This is a genomic window from Leptolyngbya boryana PCC 6306, assembly GCF_000353285.1.
In the GTDB taxonomy this organism is placed as follows: domain Bacteria; phylum Cyanobacteriota; class Cyanobacteriia; order Leptolyngbyales; family Leptolyngbyaceae; genus Leptolyngbya; species Leptolyngbya boryana.
On sequence record NZ_KB731324.1, the window covers coordinates 3,869,076 to 3,885,442 of the forward strand.

Sequence of the window (16,367 nt, forward strand, 5' to 3'; positions counted from 1 at the left end):
GGAGAGTAATGTAAAAATGGCGCTGTTATTAGCTGGCGATATTGGTGGAACGAAAACAATTTTGCGACTGGTGGAAGCTCAAGTAGATCAGACGGAAACAGCGAAAAGTAGCTTATTTGAGCAACGCTATGTCAGTCGTGACTTTCCTGATCTCGTGCCGATGGTGGAAAAATTCTTGCAAGAAGCACAGCAGGCAACCGGACAATCATTTGCGCCAGAAAAGGCTTGTTTTGGAATTGCTGGTCCAGTTGTGAACAATACCAGTAAAGTCACGAATGTTGGCTGGATGTTAGAAGGCGATCGCTTATCTGAACAACTCTCGATTCCGAAAGTTTCCCTGATTAATGACTTTGCCGCGATCGGTTATGGGATTCTCGCCTTAGAGCCGACAGATCTGCATGTCTTACAGCAAGGTCAGCCGAAGGAAAACGCTCCGATTGCTGTGATTGGGGCAGGAACGGGCTTAGGACAGGGCTATTTAGTGCATGATGGCACGGCTTATCAAGTGTTTGAATCTGAAGGTGGACATGCCGATTTTGCGCCTCGGACGGAATTAGAATTTCAGATGTCGCGCTACTTACTGGATAAGTTAAATATTGAACGCATCTCGGTCGAGCGCATTGTTTCAGGACAAGGCATTATTGCCATTTATCAATTTTTGCGCGATCGCGATTTTGCTAAAGAATCTCCAGAGATTGCAGAGATTATGCATACTTGGAATTCGGAAATTGGACGAGAAAAAACCGTTGATCCGGCTGCTGCCATTTCTCAAGCCGCATTAGAACAGCGCGATCATCTGTCTGAAAAAACCATGCAAATGTTCATTGATGCCTATGGTGCAGAGGCAGGCAACCAAGCTTTGAAATTGCTTCCTTATGGTGGCTTATACATTGCAGGTGGAATTGCTGCGAAAGTGTTGCCCTTGATGGAAGAAGGAAGCTTTGTGCGATCGTTCCAACTGAAAGGAAGAATGCGATCGCTGATGGAACAAGTTCCCATTCAAATCGTGCTCAATCCACAGGTCGGCTTGATTGGAGCCGCCCTTTGTGCGTCAAGGTTATGATTCACCCCGCTGAAAAAACTGTTTGAGAATTTCACCTGGAGGGCGATCCCAAGTATCTAAATGATTGTTGATTAGCCCTTCAGAATTCACACTGTAAGTTGATGTGCCATTAAAGAACAATTGCGCTTTCCAGGGAACTCTCAAAGTTCCTCGAACTGTCCATTCTGCTAGGATCGTCGATTCGTCTTTTGGATAAACCTTATGTAGATCGAAGAAGAGTTCTGTAAAAAATAGCTTCCCGTGAAAGCGCAATGTCCAGAAGATAATTCGGTAATTGAACTTCCATTTGAACGTATTGACGGGATCTTTGAAAAAGATATCAGAACTGTAAATGTCATAGGTAATATCTTTCTCAAACAAGGTGGGTAAGTCTTGTTTCAATGTCTGAATAATCTCGTCAATCCGCTCTTGTTCAATCATCCCAGTCCCCCGTGTCTTGATTCAATCCCATCCAATTCAAGCATGTTTGCATCGCTTGGTGCATGGTTTCTCGATCGGCGTGATACCGTCTTCCATGTCCAGGCAGTACCCATTCAAAGTCATACTCACTGAGCTTTTGCATCGATCGCTTTAACTCATCCCAAGAGTACCAACAAACATCTCGAAAACCAACCAAATGATTGAGTTTTGCTGACCAAGCTAAATGATCGCCAGAGAACAAGAACTGATTCTTGTACAGCAAAACAGTATGTCCCTTAGTATGACCTGGAACGGGAATGATCAGCAGTTCAGAATCAAGCTGAAAGGGCTTTGTTCCAGTGAGTTGAATTTCTACACTTTGAGTACCGGGATTGATTTCATCACGGTGGAGAATGCGATCGCACTGAAAATGATCTCGAAACTTCTGATGATCCGCTACATCATCTCGATGCGTCAAATACAGATATTTCACTCCACCCATTGCTTCAATGCGCTTGACTAGCGGTGGCGAAAACCTTGGAGAATCAACTAAAACATTCCCCTCAGGACGCTGAATCAAATAGCTAGCAGCCCCGAAAGAATTCTCCGCATGATAGCCGCAATGATAGACGTTTTCAGCGACTAAAATTGGGAAGCTTTCTTGTGCAAATTTAATATCTGTCGGTTTCTCAACCGTTCCAATTGAACCTGTCGGACAAGCAAGTAAAGCTTGCATGGCATGGAGCCGTTCCGTTTCATTCAATGGTTGATGAAACACGATCGATTGACTGCCTTCGCGCGAAAAAATCTCTGGTGACATCCATCGACAAGTATCACAATCAATACAAGAACTATCAACGTAAAAATCGCCTGCAACGTTTTGCGATCGCCGATTTGCTAAATGAGCCATAGTTGACCCTTTCAAAGAGTATCTTCGATCATAGCGAATTCTATTTTCGGCTGCTGAGATAGAACGAGTATCCTAACTCTGGCAAATCTCCCAAGCCAATCGCATGAATCAATTCTAATCGGCTAAATCGACCAGTTTCATAGCTCATCGGCATTGGAGAAACTGCTTTTTGCTCAATGACATGAAATCCTCGATCGCTTAATTTTTCAGCTAATTCACTCGGCGTATACTCAAACTTATGTTCTGGATGAATAAAGCCTTGCCGAACTTGCAAGATAGTTAGCTGACGATTTGGAGTATCTAAACAAAAGTATCCGCCTGGTTTGAGGACTCGATGCACTTCTTGAATCACCCGATCTGCTTCTGCTTGCGTAATATGCTCGATGCTCTGTCCCGACCACACTAAATCAAATGTTTGATCTGCAAACGTCGAAAGGTCGGTCATCGAGATGTAGTGATAATAAATCTGAGTGCCTTTCTCGGTTGTATATTGCTGAATCAGAGGTACGTCTGACTGAAAGAAACGTTGCTCGATCGGTAAATCAACAATATCAATTTGCTTAGGACAATGCGGATAGCCCATCGTCAGTAAGCTTCCCTGTGGCTCAAGACCTGCTCCTCCGAGATCCAAAATTCTCTCAGCCTCAGGAAGTGTAGTTTGAATCAATGCTAGTCGGGCTTGATGATGCGCATAGTTCCCCTGAGTGTGAAAGAACTTTTGTTCCCAGCTCGCAGGAATCATCAAAAAAGAAAATAGCAGACCTAAGCGCGAGACTTTACCTTGATCGAGTTGTGCTGTGTAGAAATCGATATCAGATTGGCGATCGCGCTTTTTCAAAAAATACTGATAGAGATGCTTTACATAGGTGTGGTTGCTCTCATCTCGCTTTTTCAAAAGATGAACAACCCAAAATTGCAAAACTCGCCACAAATCTTGGGGGTAATAGCGCAAGTACCGAAGAACTTTGGAGAATTTGACTTGCATTTCACGATTCATAGCGAAGTTTTCCGGTGATTGACCTGCAATAATCTACCGCAATCCTTGTTAATTTAGTCTTTTCGCCGGAAGATTCTGCCCATTTTGGCGCAAAATCAGTTGATTCACACTACCTTGTGGGTTGCGAACAAACGTAACTTGAACATCCAGTTCTGTAATGAAGAACTGCGTTTCTGTTTCTGCAAACAGTTCAACCTTGGGTTGCTTTGTTGCTTGTAGAAACAGGCGATTTTGCTCTTTCGTAATCGCAAGCACAAAATCCGGAGCCAATTGATAGCGACCCACATAAGCATCTAATAGTTTGGGATTAATTGCGATCGCTTTTCGTTGCTTTGGCGCTTCACGCTTTGCTAAAGGAATGCGCTCATCTAAAAGATGCAATCCAATGTCATTGATATCATTTTCAGAGTTCGAGAGGACGACTACACCGATTCCTTTGTTCTTCACAAAGCCAATAAAGCTGCGAAATCCACCTGTCCCACCATCATGCATGATGATTTCTGTTCCTTTGTGGTTGAGAACATGCCACCCGATCGCGATTTGCATCTCTGGCGTTGGTGTCGAATGTTGAGGAACATGTGTTTTTTGCAGAGTGGCATTCAGCGCAGAGGGTTGCAATTGTAGGTTTACAGCTAAGAAATTTAAAAGATCATTCGTCGTCGATCGCAATCCTCCCGCTCCTGCTAAGGTTGGCAAATCCCAATAAGAAACAGGTTTACCAAAGGTATTATGTCCTTTCGTAAAACGAGCTTGCTGCTTTGGAGTCAGTTGAATCGTCGTATCATTCATCTTCAAAGGTTGAGCAATCCGAGTTTTAATTAGGGTTTCATAGTTCACGCCTGCTTTCAAACTCAAAATATGACCCAGTAAACCTGCTCCTAGATTCGAGTACTCGTACTGTGTGCCGATATCTCGCGTGAGTTGATAGTTTCGGAGAAAAGTATAAAGTTGCTCGACAGTGTAATCTGCATAGGGATTGCTCTCATCTTTGGGAGCGAGATTATCCGGTAAGCGTGGTAAACCAGACGTATGCGTTGCTAGATTCAACAACGAAATTGTTTTACCGTTTCGAGTTGGCGTTTTGACTGGGAGAAACTTAGAAATCGGATCATCAAGTTTTAGCTCTCCCCGCTCTGCCATCTGTGTTAGCGCGATCGCTGTAAAGACCTTACTAATCGAACCAATCTCAAAGAGAGTATCGCCGTCTACTTTTGAATCGGCAAGGCTGTACTGAATCAGACGGCGACCTTTGCGATCGATGATTCCAACAACGATTCCAGGCATTTGTTTTTCCTGTTCAACTCGTTGTTTGAGAATGGCTAGAATTTGCTGATTTGAAGGTGTGGCTCCAGCGTGGGACATCGTTCCTCCAATGCAAGCGAAAAGGACAAGAATGACGACCAAAAATTTTCGTTTCATGGATTCACACCTCCAGCGTATTTATTGCTCCAATGCAAGCTGAATCAAGCGATCGACTAGCTCTGGATAAGGAATTCCCGATGCAGCCCACATCATCGGATACATACTGGTTGCAGTAAATCCAGGCAGAGTATTGATTTCATTAATCAAGACCTCTCCAGTCGATTCGACATAAAAGAAATCGACCCGGCTGAGTCCTGCACAATCGATCGCATGAAACGCCTGCAAAGCGCGTTCCTGGATCAAACTTACGACTTCATCGGGCAGATTCGCTGGAATTGTATGCGAAGATTTACCCGCTGTGTATTTTGTTTCGTAATCGTAAAAATCACTATCAAAGGTAATCTCACCCACAACGGAAGCTTTGGCTTGATCATTGCCGAGCACTGCCACTTCCACTTCTCGCGCAACTACGCCTGCTTCAACAATGATTCGTCGATCATAACTCGCGGCACTATCCAAAGCCGCTTCCAATTCTGCCCGTGTGCGAACTTTCGAGATGCCCACCGACGATCCTAAATTCGCAGGTTTGACAAAACAGGGATAGCCCAGTTCCGATTCAATGCGATCGCACAATTTAGGAAAGACGCAAGGATTGGAATATACCTCTGCTCGACTCACTGCCAGATATTTCACCTGCGGCAGTCCCACCTCAGCAAACGCCATTTTCATGGCAATCTTATCCATGCCGACCGCAGATCCCATCACCCCTGATCCGACGAACGGCTTTTGCATCAATGTCAATAAGCCTTGAATTGTGCCATCTTCTCCATTTGGCCCGTGTAAAATCGGGAACCAAACATCGACCTGTTCTGCCTCAATAGGAAACTTCCAGAGATTCGTCGCCTGATCGTCACACTCCAGCGCCCCAGACTCCAGCACCGATCGCGCAATATCCGGAGATCGCCACTGCCCGTCCTTCTGAATGTAGAACGGCATCAAATCATATTTCTCCACATTAGCGGGATCACTCAAGGCTTGGGCAATCGATCGAGCAGATGCGATCGACACTTCATGTTCTCCAGAACGCCCACCGAACAGCAATCCTACCTTAAGTTTTGTCATGATCTGAATTTCCAAATTTCTATGGACTTTAGATCATATAGGCAACTCCGTCTAGAGCATCCGATGAAATCTATTGGAATCTATAATGTAATAGCGCTTTGATTGAGACCTGCGGTTTTCTATTGCTCTTGTGCACAGTAGAGTTTTCACAATTGAAAACAGGGGCAAAGGGAACTAAACCCATATGAACATGAAATCCTGAAAATTCGATACTTTTATCAATCAGCCTTCAATTTGTGCGCTTTATTGTAAGGCAAATAGAAAAGTTTTTTTACGAAATAGTGGTGCGCAAGTTACCGAGATCGGAAAAGAAGAAACGTTCTAATCCAATTATTTTCAGATGCGAAATTGACGGAGTGACCTACTCCTTAACCCCATCAGGGAATTTTAATAAATCCTTAAAGTGACCAAAAAGGCAGAAAGCCTCACTGCGATCATCTGACACCGCTATGAAGTCATACATGCTTCCTAAGCAAGTCAGAAGCGAATGCACCCTAGGTATTCGCTTTGAAAAGGGTCTATATTGTGTTTATCAGAAACAGAACGTGATAAATATGACTTTAGTACTTATCTCTCACAAGAAGTTGCTGAAAAGGTAGCGAGTCAAATTGAACAAGACTATAACAGTAAGGCTGCGTTGATTTTAGTGGTGATGCATAATTAGGTGACGATGTCCTCACGAGAACAGAAGCTTACGACTACAAATCACTACAAGTTCAGTATGCAGAAGCTACAAAATTTAGTTGTCCTTTTCTAGTTCTATTCTAAGTTCTGCCACTTTACCAATCAAGTAGTTAACGAAACCTGAGCAGGCTATAAGCATAAACTTGGCATCGGAAAAACTAACGTTAGGCTCTTCAAGTAACGCGTGCCTAATGCCATCTGAATCATTAGTGTATCCATAGAGCTTGGAAAATCCTTCTTTAAGCGATCCATGTAGCTGTTTTTGTTTCTCCAGAATGCCTAGTGCTTTTCCAAGAGTTGCATTAGGGTTAGCGGTGATTACTTGGCAGACAGATTCAACTGCACTAATTGACTCTTTAATTGAGTTCCGGTAGTCCGGATTATTGCGATCGGCTAAGAGTTTCACAGCCGTTTCAAGATGAATTCTCGCTCCTGAAAAAGCATCGCTGCTTGCTAAAGCCTGTTCTACAGCTTCTACTTCAGTAGATGCTATGATAGCAACTACATGCCCAGCAATAATTCTGTATCCAGCATTTTCCTCTTCTAGTATTTTGTTGCAGATATCTGGGAAATCAGGTGTTAGGTACTGAAACTTAGGATGAGCAATCGTGAACTCGATAAAATCATATACACGGTACCAGGGACATGAGAAGAAATATTCGCGAAGAAGTGACAACGCGCTGGATAAGCGCTCTGGAAGACTGTCCACAGGTTTCTTAAAAAAGGAATGCCAGTATGCATAAATTAACACCTTAAATGTTGAGTTTTTTACTGAATCATAAGTGACATAACCGCTACTTGCAGATTCAATTCGATCCCAGTAGGAAATCTTGAAAGCGTTCCAAAGGCAGTTACGTAGATCTTGATCTATATCTTCTAGCTGAAGTTGCTTACGTAGCGATGTAAATCCATGTCTTTGAGAGAAAAGCATAATTCTAATCTTTAGGGCAACCTATAACGTACTCTGGATATCTGTTCATAAGGTCTGAGAATCTTAGGTGCGATTGTACTAATCATTAATATATGAACCTAGTACGGATAACCGTCATTTCTACAAGTTGCTTGGTAAGCTTCCAAAGCTAAAAATGAACACTTCTAAGTATGTTAGATCTGGTTTACGCTTGAATAAATGAGGACTGTAATAGAGTCCATCCAATCGAAGGAAGTCATAATAATTTAGTCTCTTGACTAGTAGCTTATTTAAGCGATTAGGACTAGATAGTGAGTACTGATACTTATTCAACTTGAAATGCTCCCTCTGTTTCTAGCCTTAATTCTAGTAAGAGCAGAGGGAGCATTTTTCTAATAAAGGAAATTTCCAGTTGTAGAATCTGATTGTACTAATCCAAACAGTCTGAGCAAAAGAGCTTAATTGCTAAATCAATAAATAAAATATTATGTACGGCGTTTTCTAATTCTCTAAGTAATCTCTAGATTCCCTGCCAGAGTTATGCACTTTATTCTCTAGGAAACAGACTTTTCTCTAATCAAAGTGTGACAGCCATAAAATCTAAAAAAACCTGAAACCTTTGGTATTGAAAGGTTTCAGGTAAGCTTAATAAAGCATTGTAATATGGGGGCGAAGGGACTTGAACCCTTACGACCTTGCGGTCAACGGATTTTAAGTCCGTAGCGTCTACCATTCCGCCACGCCCCCAAGATTTGCGTCCTGAATTTCAAACTCGAAATCGGAAGCTTTCCAAGGATATCACTAGAATCGCACAATTAGCATAGAAATTTGTAAAACGATCGCACTTTATATTTCACTATGGGGATCACGAAGCGCGATCGAAGAAAAGCGGTAGGATAGAAACGTTAGTATTCGGTTGAAATAGATGGACGTAGCACTTCTATACCTCGCTCTCGGTGGCGCTTATCTACTCGTTGTGCCCTTAGTGATCTTTTTCTACCTCAAATCGAGATGGTACGTTGCCAGTTCGATCGAGCGGGGCTTCATGTATTTCTTAGTCTTCTTTTTCTTCCCAGGAATGCTGGTTCTCGCTCCATTTTTGAATTTCAGACCGAAAGCGCGACAAATCGAGGCGTAGAATGCGGCGGATTGATGCGATCGGGATAACGTTTGGCGTATTTCTTGCGGGCGGACTTGCGTACCTGATTTTTCAGGGCGTAGGTCTGGATCAATTTAGCGCCGGAATTTGGAGTCAGGTTTTACTCGTCGGAGGCTTAATCGGATGGCTGATCAGCTATCTCACCCGCGTCCTGTCGAAAAATATGACCTATAACCAGCAACTGCGCGACTATGAAGAAGCCGTCCTGCAAAAACGGCTCGAAGAATTAACGCCTGAAGAATTAGAAAAACTTCAAGCCGAAATCGAACAGGAAAAGTCTTGAAATTCCGACCCAGATTTGCAGTACGCTACTGAAGTTGTCAAATCTAGAGGGTTGAGATGTCTTCAGTGTCGGAATGCTTTGAGCGGCTTCGGAATCAAGCTCAGTGTGCGTTGATTCCCTTTTTAACTGCCGGAGATCCGGATTTAGAAACCACTGCCAAAGCGCTGGAAATTCTCGATCGCAGCGGAGCCGATTTAATTGAATTGGGCGTACCCTATTCCGATCCCTTGGCAGATGGCCCGGTGATTCAAGCTGCCGCAACGCGATCGCTTGCCCAGGGAACCCGTCTAGAAGATGTCCTCCAACTGGTCAAACAATCTGCTCCGAACTTGCGTGCGCCGATTATTCTGTTTACGTATTACAACCCGATTCTGAATCGGGGGATTGAGAAATTTTTAAAAGACATTGCAGACGTTGGAGCAAAAGGTCTAGTCGTCCCCGATTTGCCACTCGAAGAAGCCGAAACGCTCTTGAAACCTGCAAAAGAATACGGCATTGAATTGACCTTGCTCGTTGCACCGACGAGTCCACGGGAACGCATTATGGCGATCGCCGAGCAGTCTCAAGGATTCATTTATCTGGTGAGTACCACAGGTGTCACCGGAATGCGAACACAAATGGAATCGCGCGTCAAAGATCTGATTGCCGAAATGCGGCAAGTCACCGATAAACCGATCGGAGTCGGATTCGGAATTTCTCAGCCCGAACAAGCCAAACAGGTGATGAATTGGGGATCAGATGCGGCGATCGTCGGCAGTGCCTTTGTGAAAAGACTTTCGGAAGGAACGCCTGCAGAAGGATTGAAATCTATTGAGGAATTTTGTCGATCGCTACGGGCAGCAGTTACACCTGATTGAGCAACCCCAACCCCTGGCTGTGCTCACGCATTTCAAGTTCATCAATAAATAAAAACACGGAGGATTCTACGGAAATCTCCGTGTTTTTATTCACGGACGGAACCTGCTGATTTGTCTTACCCTGATTGAAACTGAGTAATTTTGGCTCCCGAATCATCCAGGTTTTCCTGCTCTATTCCTCAAATTTACCGGGTATATACCCAAATCAATCTCGTACAGACACGGAGCATCAGGAAAACTATTTATGTGGTTTTTATAACAAGTAGAAATTTATCCTGATCTATCCGAAGAATCACTGTATCAGTAGTCGTGTGCATCTGTGGAGGTAGCGATCGTTTTGAAGGCTCCCTCTAGATTTCCTCAATGTTGGTGTAGCAAAGTTCAACCCCGTGAGCTTATGAAGTTGAAATTAACCCCTACTCGTATTTCGCTCCTTGCTTTAGGGGCTTTCGCAGCAGTCGTTGCCCAAGAACTGACACGTTCTGATGCAAAAACACCGAGCGCTACTCCTAATAATGCCAAGTCAAAGCGCAATCCTACTGCTGTGCCTGCTTCACTGCCCAGCAGCGCCATGGCACTTTCGCAACCAGAAAGTTTGTTTTCTGCTGAAACCCCGCCCCTCGTTCCGAATCCTGCCGCCTCGTCCTCACCCAAAAATTCTCTGAAAGAGGCACCTCAGCTGAACTTTGCCACTCCGACTCTGCGGCAACCTCCTCAAGTGAGTGTCACCCCGAATCGGCTGCGCGTTGTCGATGTTAATCAACTGCCGATCGATGCACTCGTCGATGCCACCTTAAATCTCGCGAACACAGCGCCTCCCCCACCACCGCGAATCGCTGCGGCTTCCGGTGTAGACGAAGAACCTACTCCTCAGAAAGTTACAGCGGCAAACAATACTCAAAATACTCAAAATAATAAGGTTGCAAAAGACATTCAAGGACACCGTGCCCAAGCCCACATTACAGCCCTGATGCAGCAAGGAATCATGAAGGGATACAGTGATGGCACATTCCGTCCAAATGAGAAGATTACGGACGCGCAGTTTAGGGCAGTCGTCAATCAAGCCTCGAACCGCTCCAAGTCTCTTGCGACTCTGCGCCGCCCTCGCGATATTGTGAGCCGTGCTGATACTGCAACTTATATCCATCGTCAGTTGCAGCGTACTAATCCTATCGAGTCAGAGGCTCTCATTGCCAAAACCGCGACTTCGCTGCCGAAACTTGCCAGTGCTGAGATCGCACCGATTGCTCAAAGCAGTCCCTTGCCTCCCGCACTTGCTCAAAGCAGCCCTCTACCTCCCACAACCTCTCCATCTTTCACATTTGAAACCGTTCAGAACACCGCATCAGCCGATGCCGCCGACGCCGATTCCTACACGTTGGGTGCAGGCGATCGAGTGCGCGTTGAAATCTTTAATGTCCCGGAGTACAGCAAAGAATATACGGTTCTCGTGAATGGAACACTCACGCTGCATCGCGCGGGCAGCCTTTCGGTCAGCGGCTTAACCCTGCGGCAAGCACAAAGCGCGATCGCGGCTCGATATGCGCGTTTGCTCAAAAGTCCGCTTGTCGATCTCAGCCTAATGGCATCGCGCCCATTAAATCTCGCGATCGCAGGTGAAGTCAGCAAACCTGGAACCTACTCTTTGACCGCCACCGACGGTAAATTTCCCACAATCACGAAATTGATTCGAGAAGCGGGTGGAATGAATCGATCAGCAAATGCCCGGCAGGTGATTGTGCGTCGTCCTCAGCGATCCGGTCCCGACCAGCAAATTCGCTTGGATATGTGGGAACTCTTCACCACAGGCAACATTCGTCAAGATCTCACCCTTCGAGACGGCGATTCAGTGTTCATTCCCGCGTCCAATACTGTGAATTTAGCAGAAGCAACTCAGATGGCAGATGCGAACTTTAGCGTCAGTTCGACTCAGCCTGTCAGTATTGCGATCGTAGGTGAAGTGCTGCGTCCGGGACCTTACACTCTAAAAGATAGAACTCCGACTCTCTCAGCCGCGATTCGAGAAGCGGGAGGCATCAAGCAGTTAGCCAACCTCAAAGAGGTCAAAGTCAGTCGGACTACACGCACGGGTACCCCCCAGTCAATCAGTGTTGACCTGTGGCAATTGCTCAAGTCCGGCGATTTAAATCAAGATCTTGTTCTTCAGCAAGGCGATACCATCACCATTCCAACTGCACTCGCAATCAATCCTGAACAGGCAAGAGAACTCGGAGATGCGAGCTTTGCAGGCTTAGTCAAGGTTACGGTTGTCGGTGAAGTCACCCGACCCGGACAGATTGAAGTGCCCATGAATACTCCGCTCAACCAAGCTTTGCTGACCGCAGGTGGATTTACGCGTCAAGCGAATCGCCGTCGAGTTGAGTTAGTGCGCTTAAATGCGAATGGCAGCGTCACACGTCGTGACGTCTCGATCGATCTATCGCGCGGCATTGATGAGCAAGGCAATCCGCTGTTACAGAATGGCGATGTGCTCGTTGTCGATCGTAGTGGTGCAGCCAAAACAGGGGATACGCTCGAAAACATTCTCAGACCCGTATTCCAAGTCTTGCCTTTCCGCTTCTTGTTCGGGCTATAAGCTGCCTTCACCTGTCACCTGTGCCAGATTTGCTTGACTTTTGGAACCGACCTCCGACTTTTCCCTAGGTGTCTCAATGGAAAACCAGACCATCCCCTCAGCGATCTCCCAAAATGGCAAAAAGTCGCCACTCCCTGAGTATTTGCAAAACTCAGTATCTTCCGAAGTGGGAGAGGAGTCCGGACAGCTTTTTGACGTATTACTGCGCAGGCTCGTTCTGATTGCTGGTGTGACGGCAGCAACCACCGCAGCAACTTGGGCAATCACGTGGAATCAGCCTTCGACTTATGAGAGTGGATTTCAACTCTTGATCGAGCCAGTGAATCGGCAAACTCAGCAGACTCGTGAACCCCTCACCACCAACGAAAAAGATGGGATCGACTATGCGACTCAAGTTCAAGTGTTGCAAAGTCCAAAACTGCTCCAACCGATCGTCGCTCAGATCAACACTCGTTATCCCGACATCTCTTATGGTGAACTCATAGCCAACCTTAGGGTCGAGCACCTAGAGGATACCAAGCTGATCCAAGTGGCTTATGTGAGTCCAGATCCTGAGCGTGCCAAATTTATTTTAGAGAAAGTAGCAGACGGCTATTTAAGGTACAGCCAGAAAGAGCGCGAAAGTAATTTGAGTTATGGCATTACTTTCGTGGATCGCCAAATTGCAGAGACGCGCAGACGAGTCGATAGCTTACAACGACAACTGCAAGCTTTCCGACAGCAGAACAACTTTATTGCGCCAGAGTCTTTAGCTGGACAGGTCAGTAGTCAAATTCAGTCACTTTCTCAGCAAAAACTCGATACCGATAAGCAAGTTGCCGAAATGCAGCGGCAGTACAATAGCCTGCAAGAGCGTGAAGGAGCAATGTCCGCCCTAGCAGGTGATGCAGCCTATCAAAGAGTTCTGGATAAGCTGCGTGAGTTAGAGAGTAAACTCGCGATTGAATCGACTCGATTTCAGGACGATAATGCTGAGATTCGGGTACTTCGCCAGCAGCGAGATAGTTTATTACCCGTATTGCGTCAAGAAGCTCAGCGTGTTATGGGTAGACAAGGGCAGTACCGAAGAGATCAGAATTGCCCTGAGAATAGGCAAGGTCAGTGACGACTATGCAACGGGCGACAGCCAGATGACTTCTAACATATTGTCGCACTGACCTCGCTTCCTAGTCCTCAATGAACGAATCCTCAGGGACAGATTTTTATGTCTGCCATAATACTTTCGCCTGAAGACTGGGATTGAAACCAAGTTCATGATGACACATTCCTTCGGAGGTGGACTCAGATGACTGACATGCCTTATGTGGCTTTGATTGGTTTAGATTGGGCAGACCAAAAGCACGATGTGTGTTTGTATGGATTGTGCGGCTCAAACTCAAGAACATTGCGTGATTGGCGCTCGACCAGAAGCGATTGAAGCCTGGGCGATGCAATTGCGGGTGCGCTATGGAGGACAACCGATTGCTGTTTGCCTGGAACAGAAACGAGGACCGTTGATCTATGCATTGTGTAAGTACGAGTTCCTTGTCCTCTATTCCGTCAATCCTCAAACCGTCTCTAAGTATCGTCAAGTCTTTACTCCGAGTCGTGCAAAGGATGATCCGACGGATGCAGCACTGCAGGTTGAACTTCTTCGGAAACACCGGGATAAACTGACGGTTTGGCAACCTGCCAGCCCAATGCTCAGAAAACTGCAAGCACTCGTCGAATGGCGACGCACGCTGATTGAAGATATTGGACGCACGACCAATCGTCTCGTCGATGTGCTCAAAGGATACTTTCCTCAAGCGATTGACTGTTTCGAGCATCGCGATACGATGGTGTTCTGTGACCTTCTCACACAATGGTCAACTTTGAGTGCGGTGCAGCAAGTCAGCGATGAACAGTTGCAGCAGTTTTTCTGTGAGCATCATTCTCGCTACAAAGACTGCAATGCTCGTCGAATTGAGTGTTTACGCAACGGTATTCCACTCACGCAAGATTCGGCGATCGTCGAATCGTCTCAACTCATGGTGCAAGCCTTGGTCAGCCAACTTCGTAGCTTGCTCACATCGGTGCGTCAGTTTGAAGCCCAAATAGATCGCGAATTCAATCAACTGCCTGATGCTGCGATCTTTGCGGCGCTCCCTCATGCTGGAACTAACCTCGCGCCACGATTGCTGCTGGCGTTTGGAGAAGATCGCACTCGTTATCAAACTGCCCAAGACTTGTTGCAGTATGCAGGCATTGCTCCGGTAACCGAACGCAGTGGGAAAAAGTGTTGGATACATTGGCGTTGGGGAGCACCGAGATTCTTACGCCAAACCTTCATTGAGTGGGCGAATGAATCGCGCAAAGCGTCCCTCTGGGCAAAGGCATTCTATCAAGCTCAGAAACAAGCTGGAAAGACGCATCAAGCTGCAATTCGAGCACTGGCGTTTAAGTGGATTCGGATTCTATTTCGTTGCTGGCAAGACCGAGTTCCGTATGATGAAGCCAAGTACCTCCTGGCATTGCACCAAAAAGGGTCACCCTTAGCACAGCAAATTCTTTCACAAGCATGAACGCGACATTTGTCATGGTGTGAATGTAGGAATGAAACTCAATGTAATTTAGATTTTCGATTCTAAACTTACTGAAGTTATCAGATTGAGAATCGATAGAATTGTGATGTCTAGAATGAATCTAACAATGATGGTAGAAGCACTTTTTCACATTCTTACTTGACTTAGAGAAGCTCAGGGAATATGTTAGGCAATCAAGTAGCAAAGCTAGGAACCGAGTTATCTGTCTTAGCAACACGACAGCAGGTTCTCAATCAAGCAGAAGCCTACTGGAATGGAGAAGTTCAACGAGTTCCTGTGCTCTCACGCGTGTTTACAGATCTCGATCGCGAGCGCACGGTTGCGACTGAAAGTTTAAATCGCCTCCTGCAAACTCGTGAAACGCTACAAATTGAGGCAGCACAGAAAGAAATTCCTTGGCAACTGATTGCGCCACCTGAACTTCCGACAAGTCCCAAGGAATCGCGAGAACGTAATTTGATCTTAGGCGCGATCGCAGGATTGCTGTTAGGGGTTGCGGCGGCTTTAATGTCGGAACGCTTTGACAAGCGGTTGCGGACAGTGGCTGATGTGAAAAGGCTGTCGAAACTGCCAGTTTTGGGTGTAGTTCCGCACGAAACGAATCCTTTAGGACGTGGGGCAATGCCACAGATTCTGCAAACGATGCAGAGCGATCACCCCAGGTACGATCTCAGTCAATACTCACAATTTACAGAATCGTTTCGATCGCTCTACACGAATCTTTGTTTGCTCAATACTGATCATCCTGTGCGATCGCTCGTGGTCAGTTCTCCAACTGCGGGAGATGGCAAGACTACCGTGGCACTTTATCTCGCTCAGGCGGCGGCGGCGATGGGTCAAAGAGTCTTGCTCGTGGACACGGATTTGCGGAGTCCTCAAATTGCAGATCGCTTAGAAGTTTCAAATGAGCAAGGGTTAACAGAACTGATTGCAAGAAATCTGAATCCTCAAGATGTTGTACAGCGGATCAATGCATTGGCAACGGCAGGCAATGTCGATCGTGCAGCAGTAGAGCCAACGAATTTCTCGGTGCTTGTTGGTGGAAAAATACCACTTGATCCGACACGATTGCTGTCCTCTCAGAAAATGCAGCGCCTGAATGACTATTTCAAAGCGATGTATGACCTCGTGATTTTTGATGCTCCCCCATTGTTGAACTTTGCAGATAGTAGTCTGCTCGCAAATCACACTGATGGTATGTTAGTCGTAACCAGATTAGGAAAAACCGATCGTGAAGATCTGCGGCAGATGCTAGATACCTTGCAGACCGCTCGAATTTCAGTGTTAGGGATTGTCGCAAATCAAAGTAGTTCAGGTTCCGACGTTTAAGGTTCAAAGTTTAAGGTTCAAATTTAGGGAGAAAAGCGCGATCGCAGTGAGCGATCGCGCTTTTTTTGATTGAAAGATCTCACCCTAGGTAGAGTGCAACTCTACGAATTAACGAAATAAATTTCTCTTGGG

14 protein-coding genes and 1 tRNA gene are annotated in these 16,367 nt (G+C 45.9%); 8 read left to right on the plus strand and 7 right to left on the minus strand.

From position 1 onward, the window contains the following. Nucleotides 1-16: 16 nt before the first annotated feature. Nucleotides 17-1,063, plus strand: coding sequence for a glucokinase (locus tag LEPBO_RS0119430; protein ID WP_017289239.1), 1,047 nt, complete (start codon nt 17-19; stop codon nt 1,061-1,063). On the opposite strand, the gene LEPBO_RS0119435 is transcribed toward LEPBO_RS0119430, so the two are convergent. From LEPBO_RS0119435 to LEPBO_RS0119470, 7 genes are all read right to left on the minus strand, one after another. Further along, entirely contained in the window at nt 1,058-1,483 is a 426-nt protein-coding gene (locus LEPBO_RS0119435; RefSeq protein WP_017289240.1) for a DUF2358 domain-containing protein, read from the minus strand. The genes LEPBO_RS0119430 and LEPBO_RS0119435 overlap by 6 nt on opposite strands. Further along, on the minus strand, nt 1,476-2,372 hold the full coding sequence (locus tag LEPBO_RS0119440) for an MBL fold metallo-hydrolase (RefSeq protein WP_017289241.1): 897 nt from the start codon (nt 2,370-2,372) through the stop codon (nt 1,476-1,478). Before LEPBO_RS0119440 ends, LEPBO_RS0119435 begins: the two co-directional genes overlap by 8 nt. Before the next feature lie 40 nt (nt 2,373-2,412). Continuing rightward, nucleotides 2,413-3,369, minus strand: coding sequence for a methyltransferase domain-containing protein (locus tag LEPBO_RS0119445; RefSeq protein WP_017289242.1), 957 nt, complete (start codon nt 3,367-3,369; stop codon nt 2,413-2,415). A 48-nt stretch (nt 3,370-3,417) separates the two neighbouring features. Next, a complete protein-coding gene (locus LEPBO_RS37595) occupies nt 3,418-4,788 on the minus strand; it encodes a serine hydrolase (RefSeq protein ID WP_017289243.1) in 1,371 nt (456 codons plus the stop codon). Nucleotides 4,789-4,809: 21 nt separating this feature from the next. Beyond that, entirely contained in the window at nt 4,810-5,853 is a 1,044-nt protein-coding gene (locus LEPBO_RS0119455; RefSeq protein ID WP_017289244.1) for a D-alanine--D-alanine ligase family protein, read from the minus strand. 739 nt (nt 5,854-6,592) lie between these two features. Further along, the gene (locus tag LEPBO_RS0119465; protein WP_017289245.1) at nt 6,593-7,468 is read right to left on the minus strand and encodes an AbiJ-NTD4 domain-containing protein; all 876 of its coding nucleotides are present in this window, start codon (nt 7,466-7,468) and stop codon (nt 6,593-6,595) included. A 643-nt stretch (nt 7,469-8,111) separates the two neighbouring features. Beyond that, nucleotides 8,112-8,194, minus strand: a tRNA-Leu gene (locus LEPBO_RS0119470). A 178-nt stretch (nt 8,195-8,372) separates the two neighbouring features. Between LEPBO_RS0119470 and ndhL the strand changes: the two genes are divergently transcribed. From ndhL to LEPBO_RS37610, 7 genes are all read left to right on the plus strand, one after another. Continuing rightward, nucleotides 8,373-8,585 carry an NAD(P)H-quinone oxidoreductase subunit L gene (gene ndhL, locus LEPBO_RS0119475; protein ID WP_017289246.1) on the plus strand — a complete coding sequence of 71 codons (213 nt, stop codon included), beginning with the start codon at nt 8,373-8,375 and terminating at the stop codon, nt 8,583-8,585. A 1-nt stretch (nt 8,586) separates the two neighbouring features. Beyond that, on the plus strand, nt 8,587-8,889 hold the full coding sequence (locus LEPBO_RS0119480) for a DUF3007 family protein (protein ID WP_017289247.1): 303 nt from the start codon (nt 8,587-8,589) through the stop codon (nt 8,887-8,889). 56 nt (nt 8,890-8,945) lie between these two features. Next, on the plus strand, nt 8,946-9,746 hold the full coding sequence (gene trpA, locus LEPBO_RS0119485) for a tryptophan synthase subunit alpha (protein WP_017289248.1): 801 nt from the start codon (nt 8,946-8,948) through the stop codon (nt 9,744-9,746). 397 nt (nt 9,747-10,143) lie between these two features. Then, complete coding sequence (locus tag LEPBO_RS41835) at nt 10,144-12,342, plus strand: SLBB domain-containing protein (protein ID WP_017289250.1); 2,199 nt, start codon at nt 10,144-10,146, stop codon at nt 12,340-12,342. A gap of 76 nt (nt 12,343-12,418) precedes the next feature. Next, complete coding sequence (locus tag LEPBO_RS0119500; protein ID WP_026148770.1) at nt 12,419-13,447, plus strand: GumC family protein; 1,029 nt, start codon at nt 12,419-12,421, stop codon at nt 13,445-13,447. Between the two features lie 238 nt (nt 13,448-13,685). Further along, nucleotides 13,686-14,885, plus strand: a complete 1,200-nt coding sequence (locus LEPBO_RS37605; protein WP_081614758.1) for an IS110 family transposase — start codon at nt 13,686-13,688, stop codon at nt 14,883-14,885. 183 nt (nt 14,886-15,068) lie between these two features. Continuing rightward, a complete protein-coding gene (locus LEPBO_RS37610; protein WP_051077809.1) occupies nt 15,069-16,235 on the plus strand; it encodes a polysaccharide biosynthesis tyrosine autokinase in 1,167 nt (388 codons plus the stop codon). Nucleotides 16,236-16,367 lie beyond the last annotated feature (132 nt).

Bases quoted from the DNA above. Each gene is read 5' to 3' on its own strand.
- ndhL (WP_017289246.1), top strand. From the start codon at position 8,373: ATGGACGTAGCACTTCTATACCTCGCTCTCGGTGGCGCTTATCTACTC.
- LEPBO_RS41835 (WP_017289250.1), top strand. From the start codon at position 10,144: ATGAAGTTGAAATTAACCCCTACTCGTATTTCGCTCCTTGCTTTAGGG.
- LEPBO_RS0119440 (WP_017289241.1), bottom strand. From the start codon at position 2,372: ATGGCTCATTTAGCAAATCGGCGATCGCAAAACGTTGCAGGCGATTTT.
- LEPBO_RS0119500 (WP_026148770.1), top strand. From the start codon at position 12,419: ATGGAAAACCAGACCATCCCCTCAGCGATCTCCCAAAATGGCAAAAAG.
- LEPBO_RS0119445 (WP_017289242.1), bottom strand. From the start codon at position 3,369: ATGAATCGTGAAATGCAAGTCAAATTCTCCAAAGTTCTTCGGTACTTG.
- LEPBO_RS0119465 (WP_017289245.1), bottom strand. From the start codon at position 7,468: ATGCTTTTCTCTCAAAGACATGGATTTACATCGCTACGTAAGCAACTT.
- trpA (WP_017289248.1), top strand. From the start codon at position 8,946: ATGTCTTCAGTGTCGGAATGCTTTGAGCGGCTTCGGAATCAAGCTCAG.
- LEPBO_RS0119480 (WP_017289247.1), top strand. From the start codon at position 8,587: ATGCGGCGGATTGATGCGATCGGGATAACGTTTGGCGTATTTCTTGCG.
- LEPBO_RS0119435 (WP_017289240.1), bottom strand. From the start codon at position 1,483: ATGATTGAACAAGAGCGGATTGACGAGATTATTCAGACATTGAAACAA.
- LEPBO_RS0119455 (WP_017289244.1), bottom strand. From the start codon at position 5,853: ATGACAAAACTTAAGGTAGGATTGCTGTTCGGTGGGCGTTCTGGAGAA.
- LEPBO_RS37595 (WP_017289243.1), bottom strand. From the start codon at position 4,788: ATGAAACGAAAATTTTTGGTCGTCATTCTTGTCCTTTTCGCTTGCATT.
- LEPBO_RS37605 (WP_081614758.1), top strand. From the start codon at position 13,686: ATGTGTGTTTGTATGGATTGTGCGGCTCAAACTCAAGAACATTGCGTG.
- LEPBO_RS0119430 (WP_017289239.1), top strand. From the start codon at position 17: ATGGCGCTGTTATTAGCTGGCGATATTGGTGGAACGAAAACAATTTTG.
- LEPBO_RS37610 (WP_051077809.1), top strand. From the start codon at position 15,069: ATGTTAGGCAATCAAGTAGCAAAGCTAGGAACCGAGTTATCTGTCTTA.